The organism is Paracoccus sp. R86501, from assembly GCF_042466435.1.
GTDB lineage: Bacteria > Pseudomonadota > Alphaproteobacteria > Rhodobacterales > Rhodobacteraceae > Paracoccus.
Genome location: NZ_JAXHPZ010000001.1, coordinates 1,259,767 through 1,281,331, shown reverse-complemented (window position 1 = coordinate 1,281,331; position 21,565 = coordinate 1,259,767). Strand labels below are relative to the sequence as shown.

General features: G+C 62.5%; 17 protein-coding genes and 1 pseudogene. 8 read left to right on the top strand and 10 right to left on the bottom strand.

What is annotated here, in order from left to right:
- Positions 1-42: 42 nt before the first annotated feature.
- A pseudogene (locus SJY40_RS06260) lies at positions 43-229 on the top strand (IS481 family transposase); the annotation flags it as partial.
- Here SJY40_RS06260 and SJY40_RS06255 read toward each other — a convergent pair.
- Entirely contained in the window at positions 178-1,314 is a 1,137-nt protein-coding gene (locus SJY40_RS06255; protein ID WP_378943908.1) for an ISNCY family transposase, read from the bottom strand. The pseudogene SJY40_RS06260 and the gene SJY40_RS06255 overlap by 52 nt on opposite strands.
- Before the next feature lie 747 nt (positions 1,315-2,061).
- Here SJY40_RS06255 and gph point away from each other — a divergent pair.
- Entirely contained in the window at positions 2,062-2,739 is a 678-nt protein-coding gene (gph, locus tag SJY40_RS06250; protein WP_378943906.1) for a phosphoglycolate phosphatase, read from the top strand.
- A 102-nt stretch (positions 2,740-2,841) separates the two neighbouring features.
- A complete protein-coding gene (locus SJY40_RS06245; protein ID WP_378943904.1) occupies positions 2,842-3,270 on the top strand; it encodes a TIGR01244 family sulfur transferase in 429 nt (142 codons plus the stop codon).
- Positions 3,271-3,294: 24 nt separating this feature from the next.
- Here SJY40_RS06245 and SJY40_RS06240 read toward each other — a convergent pair whose 3' ends face one another.
- From SJY40_RS06240 to SJY40_RS06215, 6 genes are all read right to left on the bottom strand, one after another.
- Positions 3,295-3,639: an arsenate reductase family protein gene (locus SJY40_RS06240; protein WP_378943902.1), complete on the bottom strand. Its 345-nt coding sequence runs from the start codon at positions 3,637-3,639 to the stop codon at positions 3,295-3,297.
- Between the two features lie 146 nt (positions 3,640-3,785).
- Entirely contained in the window at positions 3,786-5,090 is a 1,305-nt protein-coding gene (locus tag SJY40_RS06235; RefSeq protein WP_378943900.1) for a DUF3422 family protein, read from the bottom strand.
- 13 nt (positions 5,091-5,103) lie between these two features.
- Positions 5,104-6,537 (bottom strand): NCS1 family nucleobase:cation symporter-1, encoded by a 1,434-nt coding sequence (locus SJY40_RS06230; protein WP_378943898.1) that lies wholly within the window; start codon positions 6,535-6,537, stop codon positions 5,104-5,106.
- Between the two features lie 186 nt (positions 6,538-6,723).
- Positions 6,724-8,166 carry an NAD(P)(+) transhydrogenase (Re/Si-specific) subunit beta gene (locus SJY40_RS06225; protein ID WP_378943896.1) on the bottom strand — a complete coding sequence of 481 codons (1,443 nt, stop codon included), beginning with the start codon at positions 8,164-8,166 and terminating at the stop codon, positions 6,724-6,726.
- A 10-nt stretch (positions 8,167-8,176) separates the two neighbouring features.
- Entirely contained in the window at positions 8,177-9,751 is a 1,575-nt protein-coding gene (locus SJY40_RS06220; RefSeq protein WP_378943894.1) for a Re/Si-specific NAD(P)(+) transhydrogenase subunit alpha, read from the bottom strand.
- Between the two features lie 215 nt (positions 9,752-9,966).
- A complete protein-coding gene (locus SJY40_RS06215) occupies positions 9,967-10,656 on the bottom strand; it encodes a hypothetical protein (protein WP_378943892.1) in 690 nt (229 codons plus the stop codon).
- Between the two features lie 181 nt (positions 10,657-10,837).
- Here SJY40_RS06215 and pepN point away from each other — a divergent pair, with 181 nt between their 5' ends.
- Both pepN and SJY40_RS06205 read left to right on the top strand, forming a co-directional pair.
- On the top strand, positions 10,838-13,417 hold the full coding sequence (pepN, locus tag SJY40_RS06210) for an aminopeptidase N (RefSeq protein ID WP_378943890.1): 2,580 nt from the start codon (positions 10,838-10,840) through the stop codon (positions 13,415-13,417).
- Positions 13,418-13,454: 37 nt separating this feature from the next.
- Positions 13,455-14,366, top strand: a complete 912-nt coding sequence (locus SJY40_RS06205; RefSeq protein WP_378943888.1) for a 1-acyl-sn-glycerol-3-phosphate acyltransferase — start codon at positions 13,455-13,457, stop codon at positions 14,364-14,366.
- A 9-nt stretch (positions 14,367-14,375) separates the two neighbouring features.
- Here SJY40_RS06205 and proB read toward each other — a convergent pair whose 3' ends face one another.
- Together proB and obgE are read right to left on the bottom strand one after the other, a co-directional pair.
- Positions 14,376-15,491 (bottom strand): glutamate 5-kinase, encoded by a 1,116-nt coding sequence (gene proB, locus SJY40_RS06200; RefSeq protein ID WP_378943886.1) that lies wholly within the window; start codon positions 15,489-15,491, stop codon positions 14,376-14,378.
- Positions 15,479-16,516 carry a GTPase ObgE gene (obgE, locus tag SJY40_RS06195; protein WP_378943883.1) on the bottom strand — a complete coding sequence of 346 codons (1,038 nt, stop codon included), beginning with the start codon at positions 16,514-16,516 and terminating at the stop codon, positions 15,479-15,481. The genes proB and obgE overlap by 13 nt, the downstream gene beginning before the upstream one ends.
- 111 nt (positions 16,517-16,627) lie before the next feature.
- Between obgE and SJY40_RS06190 the strand changes: the two genes are divergently transcribed.
- From SJY40_RS06190 to eno, 3 genes are all read left to right on the top strand, one after another.
- The gene (locus SJY40_RS06190) at positions 16,628-18,028 is read left to right on the top strand and encodes a YdiU family protein (protein WP_378943881.1); all 1,401 of its coding nucleotides are present in this window, start codon (positions 16,628-16,630) and stop codon (positions 18,026-18,028) included.
- 15 nt (positions 18,029-18,043) lie between these two features.
- Positions 18,044-18,724 (top strand): endonuclease/exonuclease/phosphatase family protein, encoded by a 681-nt coding sequence (locus SJY40_RS06185; protein ID WP_378943879.1) that lies wholly within the window; start codon positions 18,044-18,046, stop codon positions 18,722-18,724.
- Positions 18,725-18,793: 69 nt separating this feature from the next.
- Entirely contained in the window at positions 18,794-20,068 is a 1,275-nt protein-coding gene (gene eno / locus SJY40_RS06180) for a phosphopyruvate hydratase (protein ID WP_378943877.1), read from the top strand.
- 6 nt (positions 20,069-20,074) lie between these two features.
- On the opposite strand, the gene SJY40_RS06175 is transcribed toward eno, so the two are convergent.
- Complete coding sequence (locus tag SJY40_RS06175; RefSeq protein WP_378943875.1) at positions 20,075-21,499, bottom strand: PLP-dependent aminotransferase family protein; 1,425 nt, start codon at positions 21,497-21,499, stop codon at positions 20,075-20,077.
- Between the last annotated feature and the right edge of the window lie 66 nt (positions 21,500-21,565).

Below are 21,565 nucleotides of genomic sequence, written 5' to 3'. Positions count from 1 at the left end.
GGCAAGATCGATCCTGGGCGAGCTTCGGGGCGGGAGGCGAGGATTCTGATTTCTCTTCGCAAGCAGGCAGCAACGACACCGAAAATACGGGCCGCGATCCAAGCAAGCATGGAGCCGGCCTGGAGGGTGGCGGAGCCGGTACAGCGTCCATGACCGCAGCCATACTGAGCACCGGCTTCAGACAACGCTCACGCCCGCGCAACAAGCTGTGGCAGTAGCGCTGCGCAAGTAGTTGCTGTTACCGTTGGATGACCTCCTGTCGGTTTTGCGGGAGCTCGTGGACATCGACATATGTCCCGGCGAGATCGCGGTCAGATCGTTCACTTCCAGCTTGATCCGTTTGCGGTCGTATCTGAGCATCAGATCTTTAGTCACATGGCGTTTGTCGCGCAGGCAGAAGACTTCGCTCAGCCGGTCAGGGGCAATGTTCAAAGCCCGGTGCAGATTGTCCGACCGGGCCGGGGCCTTTGGGGATTTGGCGTTGTAGTGCTTGATGATGTCCTGAAATAAGACGTTTCCGTCTTCGACTGAGGATACGCCTGCGAGATGCAGCTCCTTGACCAACCGATCCTGCAGCGTGCGGTTGGCGCGCTCTACGCGGCCCTTGGTCTGAGAGTTGTTGGCGCGCAGGATCTCGATGTGCAACTCCGCCAGGTCTCGGCCAAACCGGGTCATGCCCGTCATGTGTTGGTTCGGCTTCGCAACCCGAAAGACCGTGTGTTTGTCGCTGTAAAACGCCACGGGGCGGCCATGCTTGAGCAAGTAGTTTTCCAAAGCTTCAATTTCCGAGGGAACGAACCGCAATTCCATCAACATGCTGGTCGCATCGTCGATGAAGACGAGCAGGGTGCAGGGATCGGCGCGATCCGCGAACCACCGCTGATCCGACCCGTCGATCTGGATCAGCTCGCCAGAGCATTCCCTGCGTAATCTGGGCTGCTGGAACGTGCGGCGCTGCTTGCCAGATAACCAGATCCCGGCGGCGTGCATCCATTTGCGCAATGTCTCACGCATGACCCTGAACCCGTGATGTTCCGCCAGCATCTCGGCCGCCAGCGTCGGGCCGAAATCCTCATAGTTTTCCTTGACCAGAGCTAACGCCAAATGGCGCTTGGCGGCATGGATCTGGTTGTTCGGCGCCTTGCCGCGCGCCATGTGCAGAATGCCGGCGCCGCCCCAAAAGCGGTAGGTCTTGAGCAACCGAAACATCTGGCGTCCGGTCACGCCAGACAGGTTCGCACCGTTATCGACACTTACCCGTCCATCATCGACTTGCGCCAACACCTCAATCCGCTGGAAGTCGCGCTCGCTCATCATCATCCATCCCACGTCCGCTCTTCCAGCTTGCTATCTTCGGCAAGGAGAGTGACATTCCCGAATTACACATAAGTGACATCTTAGCTTTGCGACTATAATACCAATATTCAATAATCTGTATTATGTGTCATATACACTTCTTGATAATTCATAGCGCCACCCATCTGAACGCCGAAATTTAACTGTCGGCTTTCAGCATTGAAAGATTAGGTGTCGCTATAAAAAATTTCGCCCATTATAATATCTCGACCAGCGTCTGGAAGAGTTTCGCACTTGCGGACAGCTGTAAAACGCGTTGTGGCGCGTAGGATAACAGAAGCGCCAATAGCACCTTGGTGATGTTTATGCTAAGTAAACACTAATTTTTCCGTTTGATTTTGAACCACGTTGGACGCGATGCTTAACATATGGTGAGCCCAGATAGCAGAGTTATAGCAATTTCGATTGCTGGCATCTGAAGGTATCGACAGTCGGACAATGGGCACAGGGTCAAACTGAAATTAAAAAGGACTTTGTTTCTTCCACCTTCATGGCGATAAATCAGCATCTCGCGCGTCCGTGCAGTGTCGAACGCGTGTGCAACTTTCTTAGTTATGATGCTGCAAGTCGATTGCAATCGCTTGGTAAGGCTAGCGGAGCGTGGTTTGGCCGTTGTAAGCTATGATTTCTTAATCGATGCTTTAACTGGCGAATGCTTTGCATATCAAATGGCATCCGTACTATGTTCGCGCAAATGGAAGAAAAATGACAGCAAACGCGCCCTGCCCGATCATCTTCGACCTTGACGGCACTTTGGTTGATAGCGCCCCGGATATTCATGGCTGCGTGAATAACGTGATGACGCTTTTCGCTTTGCCGCCTTTGACGTTAACGCAGGTTCGCAGCTTTATCGGTGGCGGCGTGGACATTCTCTGGACACGAATTGTTGCAGCGCAAGACATTGATCCAGCTAAAAAATCCGCGATGATGACAAGCTTCATGCAAGGGTATGAGGAAGCGCATGACCTGACCCGGATGTATCCCGGCGTGTGGGAGGCCTTGCAGAAATTGTCCGATGCGGGCCATCCGCTTGGGATCTGCACCAACAAACCGCTGCAGCCGGCGCTTGGCGTTCTGCGGCATTTTGAACTTGATACCCTGATGCGGACAGTCGTCGGTGGGGACACGCTGCCGCAGAAAAAACCCGATCCGGCGCCTCTGCGTCTGGCGATGCATCAGATGGGTGTGTCCGACGATAATCCCCGCGCCATTTTTGTCGGCGACAGTGAATATGATGCCGAATGTGCGGCCGCTGTTCCCATCCCGCTGATGCTGTTTACGGGCGGCTATCGAAAGTCCCCGGTCTCTGAACTACCCCACAGCGAGGCGTTCGATCACTTCGATGAATTGCCCGGTCTGGTCCTGGCTGCGGCGACCGCCTGAATTTCGCGCAACAATCTGGCCTTCAGGGGGCACGGACTTGACAACAAGGGCAAAAGACCGGCAGTTCCGGACATATCTTTAAGTCTTGAAAGGGCCGTTGTTATGGATCTGCGTCAGCTAAGCGCCACTCTTGCCGTTTCGCCTCAGATCCTGCCCGAGGACATCCCTGCCCTTGCCGACGCGGGTTTCAAGGTGCTGGTCAATAACCGTCCCGACGATGAGGTCGGCCCTGATCTGGACCATGACGTGATGGCCAAGGCCGCAGCCGATGCGGGGATGAGCTATCGGTATCTGCCGTTCCATCCCGGTCAGGTCACGCCGCAGCTGATCTCGGATTTTGCGGCGGCCACGGCTGGCCAAGGGCCGGTAATCGCCTATTGCCGGTCGGGCAATCGTTGCAGCGTTCTGTGGGCCCTGACGCAGGCTGGCAAGCTGCCGGAAGACGAAATCATGCAGACTGCTGAAAAGGCCGGCTATGACCTGAACGGCATCCGTCCGCTGATCGCATCGCTGGCTAGCCGCAAGGGCTGAAACGCCCCTGCCCCGTGCTGTGGTTCAGGCCGGAACGTCCAGCGCGCGCTTGACGTTCGCAGTCCACCCCAGCAGACGCAAATCGCCCGCGATGATGGCAGGACGTTTCATCACGCTCGGCTTGTCGCCCATCATGTCGGTCGGTTCCGCCGTACGTTCGTCCTCGGACATGCCGCGCCAGGTCAGACTGGCGCGGTTGATGATCTTTTCACCAAATTCACCGGCCAGATCACGACGTTCCTGATCGGACAGGGGCTGCTGCTGGACATCGCGGAAGTCAACGGTCCACCCATGATCCTCAAGCTGCGCCTTGGCCTTCTGGCAGGTCGAGCATTTGGCAAGTCCCAGCATTTTCAATGTGTTGGTCATGGTTCAGACCTCAGATCAAGGGGACAAGCGGAACGTTGCAGGCGGCCAGTGCCAGAAGCGAGGCAAGGGTCAGGATGATACGCATGGGATGTCCTTTCGACGGAGGTTCGACGCAGTTTATGTGATGGCCGCGACGTACCATCAAGTCACAAATGATCCTGTTCATCCCGGTGCAGCCTGCGATGGATGCGGCGCATGGATAGCCAGACCAGCGCCACGGTCACCGGCGTCAGGCCCGCCACCAGATAGGTCTTTGGCACATCCAGCAGTTCCGCCACCGGGTAAAGTGCATGCCCCAGCAGGCCGACCGCGTAATAGCTGATGGCGACGACCGACAGCCCCTCGACCGTGTGCTGCAACCGCAATTGCAGGTCGGCGCGGCGGTCCATGCGCGACATGATTTTTTGATTTTGCGCGCTGCGCTCGACGTCGACACGGGTGCGCAGCAGTTCGGCGGCGCGGGCGGCGCGCTCCATCATCTTGCTCAGACGCAACTCGATGGATTTCGTGGTCCGCATGGCCGGCTGATATCGACGACGCATGAATTCGGTCATCATCTGGCGGTCCATGAAACGGGTTTCGCGCAGCGCCTCGATCCGGTCGCTGACGATCGCCGCATAGGCCGAGGTCGCGCCGAAGCGGAACGAATGCTGGACCGCCTCAGCCTCAAGCTGCGTGGACACCGCTAACAGTTCATGCAGCATCTGTTCGGGCTGGCGTTCGTCGTCGGTCATGGCTTCAAGGATGGCGCTCAGCCGGGGCTCCAGCTCATTCAGGCGCTGACCCAGCTTGCGCGCGCGAACCATGCCCAGCATCGACATCGCGCGATAGGTTTCCAGTTCCAGCAGCCGGTGGACAATCCGCCCGATCCGCCCGTCAGAGGTGCCCGGTCGCACGAAGACCGCAAAGCGCATCCATCCATCCGCGTCGATGCGGAAGTCGCCTGCAACCAGTGCAGTTTCGTCCAGCACCCAGACCGCCGCCATGCTGTCATGCGCAAACCAACCGGACAGACGATCCAGCGCCTCGGTCGGGTCTTCGGGCAGCCAATCGATCTGAACCAGCACCGCTGCAACACGCTTGCCCGGCGCTTTTTCCTGCCATTCGTTCGAAAAGATCGCCGCAGCCGAGGGGTCGAAAGGCCGGATCGGCAGACCCGGCGTCATCGCCATGTATGTGACGAATTCCGCGTGGCTTTCCCACTTGAGGTCATGCCGGCCCAGTTGTCCCTGATAATGGCTGTCATCACGATCAGGCCGCGGCCCGCCATGTCTGGATACCAGCAGGGCAAGGTGATCGGCATCCTTGCCATGGTCGCGATTGGCGGCATCCTTGGTTTCCTTGAAAGCCACGAAGGCCGCCGTTGCAGGTGCCGTCAAGCGCGGCGAGGGTCTGGCGTGAAGTTCATTCACCAAGGCATAGCGCAAGGGATGTTCCAGTGCCGGATCCACGCGTAATCTCCTGTCAGGGGCGTTTGCTCAGGATCACGTACAACAGCCCGCCAAGGAATGCACCGATCAACCAGCCGAACCCCGACAAAGATTGCAGAGCGGGCATCCAGACCGTCCCGACCGAAAACAGCGCTGCCAGGGCCAATGCAACGATGGCGCGCCCGTTCCAGCCGTTGCCGTAATAGTACCTTCCAGTAGGGCTTTCGGAGAACAGCGCGTCGATATCAAGTTCGCGCTTTTGCACCAGATAGTAGTCGGCGATCAGGATGCCATAGAGCGGCGCCAGCAGCGCCCCGACTGTCTCGACAAAGCCCGCGATCCCGATGGCCGAGATGAAGGCGACCCAGAGCGCACCGATGAAGAAGGCGATCCCTGCCGCGATCAGCCCACCCGCCTTGGCGTTGATCCGTGCAGGTGCCATGTTGGCGATGTCATAGGCGGCAGGAATGAAATTCGCGACCAGATTGATGCCGACGGTCGCGGCAAAGAAGGTTACGGCGGCGATCAGCGTCAGCGCCAGGTTGTCAACGCGGGCGACGATCTCGGTCGGGTCGGTCAGACGCTCGCCGTAAAGAACCACCGCACCTGCCGTGATGAACAGCGCGATCAGCGAAAAGAACGCCATCGACACCGGCAGGCCCCAGAAGTTTCCGGCCCGCATCTGGGCCTCGGTCTTCACGAAGCGCGAAAAATCGCCGAAATTGATGACCACCGCCGCGAAATAGGCGACCATGACGCCGACGACAGCGAAAAAGCCCGACAGCGTATTGCCGCCCCCGTCACCCTGAAAGATGACGCCGATCTCGGACCAGATGCCGTTGCCGGCTTTCCACCAGATCATCAGCGCCAGCGCGATCATCACGGCATAGACGAAGGGTCCGGCCCAGTTCAGGAAGCGTCCGACCCATTCGATCCCCATCAGGAACAGCCCGATCTGAAAGGCCGCGACGATCAGATATGCCAGCCAGTCGACGCCCGCCATGCCAAGGAAGGTCCCTGCTCCATCTTCGGCAAGCACCTCGATGCCGAAGACGGCGCGAAGGGCCAGCGCCACCGCGGTCGATGCGAAATAGGTCTGCACGCCATACCAGAAGATGCCGACTATACCCCGCGCCAGTGCCGGAAACCGCGCGCCATGCACCCCCATCGAGGCCCGCGCCATCACCGCATAGGGAATGCCGTATCGGACCGAAGGCCGCCCCGACAGGTTGACCAGAAACATCACGATGACGCCCGCCAGAATGATCGCGGCAAAGGTCAGCCAGCCATTCAGCCCATAGGTCAGGAACAGGGATGCCGCCAAAGTATAGCCGAAGAGGCTCTGAATATCGTTGTTCCAGACGTTGAAGATTTCGAAGCCGCCCCAGTGGCGTTTATCGGCGGGAACGGGGGCCAGATCCTCGTTGTAAAGGGCCGAGGTCTTGGGCTGCGTGTCGGTCGATGTCATGATGGCTCCCCGTTTCAAGTTTTGTCGACATGACAGCGTGCTATGCCGCGCGGTCGCAAGCACATTCGCGTGATCGTCTTTCCCATTAGGAAAGAAACAGAATTCGGAAACTATGGGGAATTGTCTGCCTGTACCGCAGGCAGTCGGGGAATGGCGCGGCGACCTGTGCCGCCGCGCCACGTTGTATCAGTTGACCAGCGGCAGCAGCTTGTTGATGCTGTCCTTGGCATCGCCATAGAACATCCGCGTGTTGTCCTTGAAGAACAGCGGGTTTTCGATGCCGGAATAGCCGGTGCCTTGACCACGTTTGCTGACGAAGACCTGCTTGGCTTTCCAGACTTCCAGAACGGGCATCCCGGCGATGGGGCTGTTCGGATCGTCCTGGGCCGCAGGGTTCACGATGTCATTGCTGCCGATGATTATGACGACATCGGTCGAGGGGAAGTCCTCGTTGATCTCATCCATTTCCAGCACGATGTCATAGGGCACCTTGGCTTCGGCCAGCAGCACGTTCATGTGGCCTGGCAGACGCCCCGCCACGGGGTGTATCGCAAAGCGCACGTTCTTGCCCGCCGCACGCAGTTTGCGTGTCAGTTCGCTGACGGCACCCTGCGCCTGCGCCACGGCCATGCCGTAACCCGGGACGATGACGACACTGTCAGCCTCGTTCAGGGCCGATGCGACACCATCCGCGTCGATGGCGATCTGTTCGCCCTCGATTTCAGCCGCAGGTCCGGTTTCGCCGCCAAAGCCGCCCAGGATCACGCTGACAAAGTGACGGTTCATCGCCTTGCACATGATATAGGACAGGATCGCGCCCGACGAACCGACCAGCGCACCGGTCACGATCAGCAGGTCATTGCCAAGTGTAAAGCCGATGGCCGCAGCCGCCCAACCGGAATAGCTGTTCAGCATCGACACCACGACCGGCATGTCGGCGCCGCCGATACCCATGATCAGGTGATAGCCGATGAAGAAGGCCAGAAGCGTGATCAGGATCAGCCAGAAGACGCCCGCGCCAAACCCCGTGAAATAGAGGATGCCGAACAGCACCGCCAGCGCCAGCGCGCCCGCATTCAGCATGTGGCCGCCCGGCAGCTTCTTGGGCTTGCCATCGACGCGTCCCGACAGCTTGGCGAAGGCCACGACCGAACCCGTGAAGGTCACGGCACCGATGAAGATGCCAAGGAAGACCTCGATCTTCAGCATGGCGATCTCGGCCGAGGTCTTGTCGGCCAGCACGGCGGCAAAGCCGTGGAAGACCTCCTCCAGACCCTGGGCGCGGGCGCGCATGACGCGGCCCAGTTCGATCTGGGCATTGAAGCCGACAAAGACGGCAGCCAGGCCCACAAGGCTGTGCATGGCCGCGACCAGCTGGGGCATTTCGGTCATCTGCACGCGCTTGGCCACGATCCAGCCGATGGTGCCGCCGCTGGCGATCATGATGACCGACAGCAGCCAGTTTCCGGCCCCGGGGCCGAACAGCGTTGCGAGCACGGCCAGCGCCATGCCTGCGATCCCGTACCAGATGGCACGTTTCGCGCTTTCCTGTCCCGACAGCCCGCCAAGCGACAGGATGAACAGGACCGAGGCGACCACATAGGCCGCGGTGGTGAATCCGTATTCCATCACCCTCTCCTTACGACTTCTGGAACATGGCAAGCATGCGCCGGGTGACCATGAAGCCACCAAAGATGTTGATGCCCGCCATCAGCACGGCCAGCGCACCCAGCAGAACGACCCACCAGGACCCGGACCCGATCTGCATCAGCGCGCCCAGGATGATGATCGAACTGATCGCGTTGGTGATGGCCATCAGCGGCGTGTGCAGCGAATGGGCGACGTTCCAGATCACGCGGAAACCGATGAAGCAGGCCAGCACGAAGACGATGAAATGCGACATGAAGCTGACAGGCGCGACAAGTCCGATCAGCAGCAGCAGCAGACCGCCGCCGACCAGGATACCGACCTGTTGGCGGGTGTCGGCCTTGAAGGCGGCGGCCTCGGCGGCGCGGCGCTCCTCGGGGGTCGGCTCCTTCTTCTTTTCCTTGGGCTTTTGCGCCGCAATGGCTGCGACCTTGGGCGGGGGTGGCGGCCAGGTCACATCGTGGTCGCGTGCGACCGTCGCCCCACGGATGACGTCATCTTCCATGTTATGGTCGATGACGCCGTCCTTCTTGGGGGTCAGGTCGGCGATGAAGTGGCGGACGTTGTTGCCGTAAAGCTCGGACGCCTGCGCCCCCATCCGCGACGGGAAATCGGTATAGCCGACGATCACCACGCCGTTGTCGGACACGATGCGTTCGTCCATCACCGTCAATTCGCAGTTGCCGCCCTTTTCGGCGGCCAGATCGACGATGACGCTGCCGGGCTTCATCGCCGCAACCATGTCGGCCGTCCACAGAACCGGGGCATCGCGTCCCGGGATCAGCGCGGTCGTGATGACGATGTCCATCTGCGGGGCCAGTTCGAGGAACTTGGCCAGCTGCTTTTCGCGGAATTCAGGGCTGGAGGGCGCGGCATAGCCACCCGTCTCGGCACCATCCGCGGTCGGCTGGTCGAATTCCAGGAAAACGAATTCCGCGCCCATGGACTCGATCTGCTCGGACACCTCGGGACGCACGTCGAAGGCATGGACCTGCGCGCCAAGGCTGGTGGCGGTGCCGATGGCGGCAAGACCCGCCACGCCTGCACCGACGACCAGAACCTTGGCCGGCGGAACCTTGCCCGCAGCCGTCACCTGACCGGTGAAGAAGCGCCCGAAGTTGTTGGCCGCCTCGATGACCGCGCGATAGCCCGCGATATTGGCCATGGACGACAGAGCGTCCATCTTTTGCGCGCGGCTGATGCGCGGCACCATGTCCATGGCGATCGCGGTGACACCCTGATCCTTGGCCTTGGCCAGCAGTTCCGCGTTCTGCGCCGGATAGAAGAACGAAATGACCGTCTGCCCATCGCGCATCTGGTCGATTTCGCCGTCGGACGGCTGGCGGACCTTGGCCACCACATCAACCGCGCCGATCAGCTCGGACGCCGACTGGCAGATGGTGACATCGGCCTTGGTATAATCGGCATCGGAAAAGCCCGCGCCGGTGCCTGCACCTGCCTGGACAAAGATCTCGTGACCCAGCTTGGTCAGATGCCCGGCCGAGGCCGGAGTGATCGCCACCCTCGCCTCTCCGGGATGGTTTTCTTTTAACGCGCCAATCTTCATGGCTTGTTCAGCCCCCCGCCTTGATAATTTTGCAGTCGCAGAATTGATAGCATCACGAAATTATATTTCACAAGTCCGTGTCCCCGCGAAGATAGTCATATCAGAAATGGATATGACAGGACCGATCCGAATATACCCCGGATCCATCGCCTGCCCGACATGGAAAAAGGCCCGGACGCATGACGCCCGGGCCTGTCTTTAACCTGCAGCCGATCTTAATTGGCGGGTGCGGTGGTGGTTTCGGCGTCTGCGGCCGGCTCTTCTTCGATGGTGATCGCATCGTCCAGCGCGTCGGCTGCGTCCTGAGCGGCTTGTGCAGCCTCATCAGCTGCAGCAGCGGCGGTCTCGCCTGCGCTGTCCAGCGCGCTTTCGGCGGCGTTCTCGGTCGCGGTTGCCGAGGCATCGGCTGCATCAGCGGCGCTTTCGGCGGCCGATTCAGCAGCAACAGCTGCATCGTCGGTGGCTTCGTCAGCGGTTGCTGCGGCACTTTCGGCTGCGTCATCAGCAGCAGCGGCGGCGTCATCGGCAGCGGATTCCGCTTCAACTGCTGCTTCGTCGGCAGCGGCTTCTGCGTCGGCAGCTGCCTGATCGGCCTCGGCTTCGGCTTCTGCGGCGGCCTGATCAGCTTCCGGTTCGGCAACGGGCTCGGTCACGACGGCGGGTGCTTCCGGTTCGGCGGGATCGGCATTTTCCGTCGTGGTCACGGTGGTGGTGTCGCCATCGACGGTCACCGTGTCATCGGTCATGAAGCGCTGCAGCACGAAATAGGCCAGTGCCAGCGCCAGAAGCACACCGATGATCAGGGGCAGAGCCGAGGACTTGCGCTCGACCGGCTCGACATAGGTTTCCTTGTGATCCGGGGTGCCGGGTTTCGGGCGGTTGGGATCGTTGGGATCATAGCTCATGGTGGCCTCCAAATTCATGCTGTCAAATGACAGGTTTAGGTCGCCCAGTCCTGATGCGGCGCGACGTCCGGGTCAATCCCGCTGTCCACGCACCCGGCTTGCGACCCGGCTTTCAGGCGATTAACACCGGGTCAACGCAAGGGTTCCGCCCGTGCCATATTTTTACGAAAGGTCGCCTCAGATGTCCTTGACCAAAAGCCAGCCCGTACAGTTGCTGTCGGACTATGCCCCCTATCCGTTCGTCCTGTCGCAAACGCGGCTTGATTTTGCACTGGCGGCGCATGGCACGCGTGTGCAGGCCGAACTGGACCTTGCCCCGCGCGATACCGATGCCGTGCAGGATCTGGTTCTGGACGGCGGCAAGGATGTGACACTTTTGTCACTGACGATCGACGGGGCAACCGTGGACGACGTCCATGTTTCGCATGACGGCGAACGGCTGATCATCGCGGCTGCGGCCCTGCCCCGCACGGCATTCACGCTGGCGATACAGGTGTCCATCGACCCGGCGAAGAACACCGCCTTCGAAGGACTTTACCAATCCGGCGGCATCTTCTGCACCCAATGCGAGGCCGAGGGATTTCGCCACATCACCTTCTATCCCGACCGCCCTGACGTGATGACGACCTTCCATGTCACGGTGCGCGGCGATCTGCCGGTGCTGCTGTCGAACGGCAATCCTGTCAGCGTGCAGGATGGCGTTGCAGTCTGGCACGATCCCTGGCCGAAGCCCGCTTATCTGTTCGCGCTGGTCGCGGGCGATCTGAAGGCCGTCAGCGACAGCTTCACCACCATGTCGGGCCGCAAGGTCGATCTGAATGTCTGGGTCCGCCCCGGCGACGAGGATCGCGCCGGTTTCGCCATGGAATCGTTGATCAAGTCGATGAAGTGGGACGAGGAGGTCTATGGCCGTGAATACGACCTTGACGTCTTCAACATCGTCGCCGTCGATGATTTCAACATGGGGGCCATGGAAAACAAGGGGTTGAACATCTTCAACTCGAAACTGGTGCTGGCCAGCCCGGAAACTGCGACCGATACCGATTACGAACGGATCGAGGCGGTCATCGCCCATGAATATTTCCACAACTGGACGGGCAACCGCATCACCTGCCGCGACTGGTTCCAGCTGTGCCTGAAAGAAGGCCTGACCGTATTCCGCGATCAAAGCTTCACCGGCGACATGCGCAGCGCCGCCGTCAAGCGGATCGAGGATGTCCGCACCCTCCGCGCCCGCCAGTTCCGCGAAGACCAGGGCCCGCTGGCCCATCCCCCGCGCCCCGACCGCTACGAGGAAATCAACAACTTCTATACCGCGACGGTCTATGAAAAGGGCGCCGAGGTCATCGGCATGCTGAAGCGGCTGGTGGGCGATGCCGATTACGCCAAGGCGCTGGATCTGTATTTCGACCGCCACGACGGTGACGCCGCCACAATCGAGGACTGGCTGAAGGTCTTCGAAGACGCCACCGGTCGCGACCTGTCCCAGTTCAAACGCTGGTACACCGACGCGGGCACGCCCACGGTCACCATGACCGAGGATTGGCAGGAAGGCACGCTGACCCTGACCCTGTCGCAATCGACGCCGCCTACGCCGGGACAGGATCAGAAGCCGCCGCGCGTCATTCCGGTCGCCGTCGGTCTGCTGGGTCCGAACGGCCATGAGGTCGCCCCGACCCGCGTTCTGGAGCTGACCGAAGCCAGCCAGACCTTCACCTTCGAAGGTCTATCGGCGCGGCCTGTCGTATCGGCGCTGCGCGGTTTCTCGGCGCCGGTGATGCTGCAGCGGCAGATGGATGACGCGACGCGTGCCTTCCTGTTCGCCCATGACACCGATCCCTTCGCCCGTTGGGAAGCGGGCCGCGAATTGGCCCTCTCGGCGCTGGTCGCCTTGGCGCGGGGGGAACAGGCGGGCGCGGATTACGTGGAGGCCATCGGCGCCTTGGCCGCGGATGATGCCGCCGACCCCGCCTTCCGGGCGCTCTGCATGAACTTGCCGGGTGATGATGAAATTGCCACCCGTCTGACCGCCCTGGGTTACACGCCCGACCCCGACGCGATCCATGCCGCGCGTGGCGATCTGGCGCGTCGTGTCGCCGAAACGCATCGCGACCTGCTGGTCCGCATCTTCGATCAGGCCGCGGTGGATGGCCCCTATTCCCCCGATGCGACCTCGGCGGCCAAGCGGTCGCTGCGGATCGCCGCACTTGGCCTGCTGGGCCGCATCGAGGGTCCGGATCGCGCGCAGCATCTGTTTAACACCGCCACCAACATGACCGAGCGGATGGCCGCGCTGGCCGTGCTGCTGCGCCTTGGTCAGGGCGACGCCGCCTTGCAGGCCCTGCACGCGCAGTTCGGCGACAACCGTCTGGTGATGGACAAATGGTTCAGCATCCAGCCGATGGCCGCTCCGCCCGCCGATGCGGTTGGCATTGCGCGCCGTCTGGCTGAACACGACGACTTCGACTGGAAAAATCCCAATCGTTTCAGGTCGCTGCTGGGTGGACTTGCGGCAAACCACGCGGGCTTCCACGCGGCGGATGGTTCGGGGTATGATTTCACCGCCGACTGGCTGATCCGCATGGATGCCGCCAACCCGCAGATCGCCGCGCGGATGTCCACCGCATTCGAGACATGGCCGCGCTATGATGACAATCGCAAGACACTTGCGCTGGCGGCCTTGGAACGTATTGCGGCCGTCGCGGGTTTGAGCCGTAATACGCGCGAAATGGTCTCGCGGATGATCGGGGCGGGTCGCTAGGACGGCTGGCCCAACGGGGGGAAGGATGGCAAGGACCATGACTGCAACAGATGACGCCCGCGCCGAGATGCATGCGCGGATCGACCCCCTGATCGCCGAACGCGCGCCGTGGCTCTATTCCGGCAAGCTGCACCACAGAATGGTGCGGCTTGGCATGATGGGGCTGCTGCATTACCCCAAGACCATCACCCTGGGTGCCGAATTCCGCGACCTGCCCACGTCCGAGATCATGCGCCGCATGGCCGATCTGATCGTCCACGATCTGCAGGTCGAAGGGTTGGAGCATCTGCCCGCCACCGGCCCGGCATTGATCGTCGCCAACCACCCCACGGGCATCGCGGATGGCATCTTCCTGCACGCAATGATCTCGCAATTGCGCGACGACCTGTTCATCTATGCCAATCACGACATGATCCGCGTCCTGCCGCAGACGGCCGATATGATCGCCCCTGTCGAATGGCGCGTCGATAAACGCAGCCACGCCAAGACCCGCGCGACGATGGATTACACCCGCGACGCCCTGGGTGCGGGGCGGATGGGGCTGATCTTCCCCTCGGGCCGTCTGGCCAAGCGCAAGGGGCTGACGCTGCACGAACGCCCGTGGATGGCCAGTGCGGCGATGATCGCGCGCAAGTTCAACGTGCCGATTATTCCGCTGCGGATCAGGGCGCGGAACTCGCCGCTGTTCTATCTGCTGGATGCGATCCATCCGACGCTGCGCGACGTGACCCTGTTCAACGAGGTCCTGAACAAGACCCGCCACCCCTATCGCGTGACGGTCGGGCGTCCGGTCAACCCCGCCGACCTGCCGCGCAACAGCGACGAGGCGATTGCCGTCCTGCGCGACAAGGTTCTGGATCTACCCGCGCCTGCGGTCGGTTGCGCCAAGCTGACCCGCGAACGTGGCATCACGCGTTTTCGTCGCACCACCAGCCCCATCGGGGGCTGACGGCGACGGTCACAACGCCATGTCGTCGCGATGGACCAGCGCGGCGCGCCCCGAATATCCCAGGATATCCGCGATTTCGGCCGACTGGTGGCCAGCGATCTGCGTCGCCTCGGCGGCGGTATAGCGCGTCAGGCCGATGGCCAGATGTTCACCAGCCGGACCTTCGATCTGGACCGGATCTCCGCGACCGAAATCGCCCGTCACCCGCGTGATCCCTGCCGGCAGCAGCGATTTGCCACGCGACAATGCGCCTGCGGCCCCTTGATCGACCGTCAGCTTGCCCTTGGGCTTCATCGCGGCGATCCAGCGCTTGCGGGCCAATTGCGGGTCGGCCTCGGGCAGGAACCAGCTGCAACGCGCGCCATCCGCCACTGCCGACAGCGGCCCAAGGACCGAGCCCTCGGCAATGGCCATCGCGCATCCACCCGCCACTGCTGTCCGCGCCGCCATCAGCTTGGTCTTCATGCCGCCCTTGGACAGGCCCGAAACGGGATCGCCGCCCATCGCCTCGATCTGAGGGGTCAGCGCTTCGATCACCGGCAGGTGCCGGGCATCGGGGTCGGTTTTGGGGTTCGAGGTATAAAGCCCGTCCACATCCGACAACAGCAGCAGCTGATCGGCCCCGCAGGTCACCGCGATCTGGGCTGCAAGGCGGTCGTTGTCGCCAAAGCGGATTTCATCGGTGGCGACGGTGTCGTTTTCATTGACGATGGGCACCACCCCAAGCGACAGCAGCGTCTGCATGGTCGCGCGGCTGTTCAGGTAACGGCGGCGGTCGGCGCTGTCCTCCAGCGTCAGCAACACCTGTGCCGTCGTGACACCGTGCGGGGCCAACGCCTGTTCATAGGCGCGCGCCAGCCGGATCTGGCCGACGGCGGCTGCCGCCTGCGCCTGCTCCAACGCCAGCGGGCCGTCAGGCAGGTTCAGCACACGCCGCCCCAAGGCGATGGACCCCGACGACACCAGCACCACGTCACAGCCCATGCCGCGCCATTTGGCGACGTCGTCGCACAGCGCGCCAAGCCATTCGTCGCGCAGCCCTTCGGGGCCGACCAGCAAGGCCGAGCCGATCTTGACGACCAGCCGCCGCGCCCCATCCAGCCGGGGGGCCGTCAGGGTTGCCACGGGGCGTCTTCTTCGTCCTGATCCTTCTGCGGCGTCCGCGAGGGGGCGATCTCGGTCCACAGGGCGCGCAGAACCTCGGTCACGCCGATGCGCGACACGCCTGACATCAGCATGACGGGCATGCCCAGCTCGGCCTCGACCGCGGCGCGGCGTTCGGCCAGCGTTTCGTCGTCGATGGCGTCGACCTTGTTCAGCACCGTCACCCGCGGCTTTTCCATCAGCACCGGCGAATAGGCCTCAAGCTCAGTCAGGATTGTGCGCGCATCGCCCGCGACATCCTCGGATGTGCCATCGATCAGGTGCAACAGGACCGAGCAACGCTCGATATGGCCAAGGAAGCGGTCGCCGATACCCCGGCCTTCATGCGCGCCTTCGATCAGGCCTGGGATGTCGGCCATGACGAATTCGCGGCCATCAATGCCGACGACACCCAGATTGGGATGCAGCGTGGTAAAGGGATAATCGGCGATCTTGGGACGCGCGTTCGACACGGCCGCAAGGAAGGTCGATTTGCCCGCGTTCGGCAGACCAACCAGGCCGCCATCCGCGATCAGCTTCAACCGAAGCCAGATGGTGCGTTCCACACCCGGCAGGCCCGGATTGGCGGTGCGCGGCGACCGGTTGGTCGAGGTCTTGAAGTGCAGGTTGCCCCACCCCCCGTTACCACCCTTGGCCAGCACGACGCGCTGTCCCGGCTCGGTCAGATCGGCGATGACGGTTTCTTCGTCCTCGTCCAGGATCTCGGTGCCGACGGGCACGCGCAGGACGACGTCATCGCCCGAACGGCCGGTCATCTGGCTGCCCATGCCGTGCTGGCCGGACTTGGCGAAGAAGTGCTGTTGATAGCGGAAATCGATCAGGGTGTTCAGGCCCTCGACGGTTTCGACGATCACATCGCCACCCCGTCCGCCATCACCCCCATCGGGTCCGCCGTATTCGACGAATTTTTCGCGCCGGAACGACGCGCAGCCCGCACCGCCGCCGCCCGAACGGATATAGACTTTCGCAAGGTCAAGAAATTTCATGGACACGGCTCCTTTTGCGGACTGCCGATACGCTTTTGTGGCCATTGGCGCAAGGGTGACGGGCTGGCAATGCGGATGATGCACCTTATGTAACGGTGAAAGGAGACTGCCATGATCCGTTTCGACAACAGCTATGCCCGCATGCCCGACGGTTTCTTCGCGCGGGTCCGCCCCACGCCTGTCAGCGCACCGGCGCTGCTGGCGTTGAACGAAGGGCTGGCCGACAGGCTGGGACTGACGGCGGACCTGCTGCGCAGCGACGACGGCCTGTCCGTTCTGGCGGGCAATGCCATCCCCAAGGGGGCCGAGCCGATCGCGCAGGCCTATGCCGGTCACCAGTTTGGCGGCTTCGTTCCCCAGTTGGGCGATGGCCGCGCCGTCCTGCTGGGCGAGGTGATGGCCCCCGACGGCGCGCGTTTCGACCTGCAGCTGAAGGGCAGCGGCCCTACGCCGTTTTCCCGCAAGGGCGACGGTCGCGCATGGATGGGACCGGTCTTGCGCGAATATCTGGTCAGCGAATTCATGGCCGCGATGGGGGTGCCCACGACCCGTGCGCTGGCCGCCGTGCGGACCGGGGACACCGTCTGGCGTCAGGAGGGTGGCCTGCCCGGTGCCGTCCTGACCCGTGTCGCCGCCAGCCACATCCGCGTCGGCACCTTCCAGTATTTCGCCGTTCGCGACCGCCCCGAGGCGCTGGCCTCGCTGACCGACCACGTAATTGCGCGGCATTATCCGGATGCGACCGGTCCTCTGGACCTGCTGAACAAGGTCGTGGCGCGGCAGGCGGAGACCATTGCCGACTGGATGTCGCTTGGCTTCATCCACGGGGTGATGAACACAGACAACATGGCGATCTCGGGCGAGACGATCGATTACGGCCCCTGCGCCTTCATGGACGTTTACCACCCGGATACGGTGTTTTCCTCGATCGACCGCAATGGGCGCTATGCTTGGGCGCAGCAGCCGCAGGTCGCGGTCTGGAACCTGGCGCAATTCGCCACTTGCCTGATCCCGCTGATGGGCGATCAGGATCAGGCGGTCGAGAATGCCACCAAGGCCGTCCACAGCTTTGGCCCGCTGTATCAGGCGGCATGGCAGAAGCGTTTCGGCGACAAGCTGGGCATCGAAGGTGCCCCGAACCAGCAGTTGATCGAGCGTCTGCTAACCCTGATGGCCCAACAGCGCGCCGATTTCACGCGGGTTTTCGCAGGGCTGGCCGACGGAACCGCGCGTGATGAATTTACCGACCGCGATGCCTTCGACGCATGGGCGCGGAAATGGCAGGCACTGTCGCCCGACGTGGCGACGATGCGCCGGGTCAATCCGGTCCGCATCCCGCGCAATCACCGGATCGAGGACGCCATCGCCTCGGCCGTCGCAGGTGACATGGGGCCCTTCGACAGGCTGTTCGCGGCGGTGACCCATCCCCGCGACGTGCGCCCCGAATGGGACGACCTGTCCCGCGCCCCGTTGCAATCCGAGGTCGTTCAGGCAACCTTCTGCGGAACATGACGGGCGCTGCGGAACATGCTCAAACTGGCCAGCTACAACCTGCATAAATGTCGGGGCATGACGGGACCGCACGCGCCTGAACGCAATCTTGCGGTCATCCGCGCGCTGGACCCCGACATCATTGCCCTGCAAGAGGTCGACTTCCGCCTTGGTCCCCGCATCGAGGCCCTGCCCCGCAAGTTGATCCTGTCGGAAACCGGGCTGGTGCCTGCCGATATCTTCGGCACCTCGGAAAGCAGCCTTGGCTGGCACGGTCAGACCATCCTGATGCGCCCGCATCTGGCGGCGCAGGCGACCCTGCGTCGCCTGCCCCTGCCGGGGTTGGAGCCGCGCGGCGCCGTGGCCCTGCGCCTGCCGCATCTGACCATCATCGGCATCCATCTTGGGTTGGCCCGGTCGTCGCGACGTGCGCAGCTGGCGCGACTGACGGCCCAAGCCGCGCGGATCGGGGCGGATCATGTGGTGATGATGGGCGATTTCAACGAATGGCGCGACGAACGTGGGCTGGAGTCGCTGGCCGGTTTCCGCGTCGTGGCCCCCGGCCCGTCCTATCCCGCGCCCATGCCGCAGCTGCGCTTCGACCGCATCGCCATGTCCCGCGATCTGGAGTTGCTGGACGCGGGGGTCTTTCACGGCGCGGGCGCGCGGGACGCATCGGACCATCTGCCGATCTGGGCGCAGATCGCGCTTCCGTGAAAATTGCGACTTTCGGACGCGGGCCTTGGCTTGTATGTAAGCGCTAACGCAGATCAACGGAGGGTCCTCATGACTGCCATTATCGACATCTATGCCCGTGAAATCCTTGACAGCCGTGGCAACCCCACGGTCGAGGTCAACGTGACGCTGGAAGACGGCACGATGGGCCGCGCCGCCGTCCCCTCGGGCGCATCGACGGGCGCACATGAGGCCGTCGAACGGCGCGATGGCGACAAGTCGCGCTATATGGGCAAGGGCGTTCTGGAAGCCGTCGCCGCCGTCAACGGCGAGATTGCCGACCACCTGATCGGTGAAGATGCCACCGAACAGCGCGCCATCGACATGATGATGATCGAACTGGACGGCACGCCCAACAAGGGCCGTCTTGGTGCCAACGCCATCCTTGGCGTGTCCATGGCGGTGGCCAAGGCCGCAGCCGAAGCGACTTCGCAGCCGCTCTATCGCTATATCGGCGGCACCTCGGCGCATGTTCTGCCGGTGCCGATGATGAACATCATCAACGGCGGCGAACATGCCGACAACCCGATCGACATTCAGGAATTCATGATCATGCCGGTCAGCGCGGAAAATATCCGCGAAGCCGTGCGCATGGGTTCGGAAATCTTCCACACGCTGAAGAAAGAACTGACTGCGGCTGGCCTGTCCACCGGCATCGGCGACGAAGGTGGCTTTGCGCCGAACCTGTCGTCCAGCCGTGACGCGTTGGACTTCATCCTGAAGGCCATCGAAAAGGCCGGCTACAAGCCCGGCGATGACATCATGCTGGCGCTGGACTGTGCCTCTACGGAATATTTCCGCGATGGCAAATACGAGATGAAGGGCGAAGGCAAATCCCTGACCCCGGCTGAAAACGTCGAATATCTGGCGGCGCTTTGCGATGACTATCCGATCCTGTCGATCGAGGATGGCTGCGCCGAGGATGACTGGGACGGCTGGAAGCTGCTGACCGACCGTCTTGGCGACAAGATCCAGCTGGTGGGCGACGATCTGTTCGTGACCAATCCGACCCGTCTGGCCGATGGCATCGAAAAGGGTTGCGCGAACAGTCTGCTGGTCAAGGTCAACCAGATCGGCACCTTGTCGGAAACGCTGGACGCCGTTCGCATGGCTGACCGCGCCGGCTTCACCAGCGTCATGTCCCACCGTTCGGGCGAAACCGAGGATGCGACCATCGCTGACCTGGCCGTCGCCACCAACTGCGGTCAGATCAAGACTGGTTCGCTGGCCCGTTCGGACCGGTTGGCGAAATACAACCAGCTGATCCGTATCGAGGAAATGCTGGGCGCCACCGCCGTCTATGCAGGCCGCAGCATCCTGCGCTGATCTCCCTCAGTCGGGGCCGTTCGTCGGCCCCGACCTTGCCAGATCCGCCAGCGTTTCGATGGCTGTCAACAGGATCTGCATCTCCATCCGACAATTCAGCGCGATGCGAACACCTTGGGGCGTGTTTCGGGTCGTGCCGGGTTCCGTCAGGAAATCCGTCGCAGGCCGCACAATGATGCCTGCCGCCGCCGCGCGGATCACGAAATCTTCGGATCGCCAAGGAGCGGGCAGTTCCAGCCAGATCATCGGCACGCCGGGCCTGCTGGCCGCCGTCAGCCCCTGCAGGCGGGCCAGTGCCATGTAGCGACGCTCCTCGACCTGCTTGTGGACATTGGCGGCGATGCGCCGTGCGTCGCCCGACCCGATCAGCCGCGTCACCAGCCCGGTGATCGGCAGGGACAGGCCCATGTGGCTGTGCTGCGCGCCGATGCGACCCGCCTGCCCCATGCCCGGCGGACACAGAAGAATGCCGAAGCGCAGCCCGGCGGCGATGATCTTGGACAGGCTGGTGACATACCACACCCGCTCGGGCGCCAATGCCCGCAGGCTTGACGGGGCATCCGGATCGGGGCCGGTGGAATAGCACTCATCCTCGATCACCTGCAGGTCGTGACGCCGCGCGATCCGCATCAGCTCGGCGCGACGTTCCGGACCCATCCCCGCCATCGTCGGATTCTGTGCCGAAGGGGTCAGGCAGACCAGACGCGCGCCGCTTTCACGCGCCACGCGGTCCAGATCGTCCGGCAGCATGCCCTGATCATCCATCGCCACCGACAGGACCTCGGCCCGCATCAGCCGCGCGGCATGGGTGATGCCGGGATAGGTCAGCGCCTCGGTCATCACCTTGGCCGGCTGATCGGCAAGGCACAGCGCCATGACCAGCATGATGGCGTTCTGTCCGCCGTGGGTCAGCACCAGATCCTGTGCCGTAACATCACCCAATGGCCGCACCGACATCCAGTGCAGCAGGGATTCCCGGCAATGCTGGTCACGGCTGAGCGGCGTATAATCCAAGATATCGGCACCCAGCTCGGACCCGATATCGGACAGATGCTGGCCGATGATCCGCGCCTGATTGCAGTCGGGCAACTGCGGGATACGCAGGTCGATCGGACCATCGGCGTTCAGCGGCCGGTCCAGACTTTCATAAAGCAGCGGTTCCGGCAGCGGCCTGCGCGGCTTGGGGGCGGCGATGAAGCTGCCGCGCCCGACGTGGCTTTCGATGACGCCTTCGGTCGCTGCCAGCTGATAGGCGCGCGCCACGGTCCCGGTCGTCACCTTCAGCCGCCACGCCAGATCGCGCATCGGCGGCAGACGCGTGCCCGGCGTCAGCTCGCCCGAACGGGCGGCCTGACGCAGCGCATTGGCCAGTGCGCGGAACTTGGGGCCCTCGTGCAGGGCCAGATCCGGCTGCCAGTCTTCGATCCGCATCCGGACACCCCCCGTGGTTTCGCGAACTGCAAGTTAATACGCGGAAAAGACGTATACAATCACCGC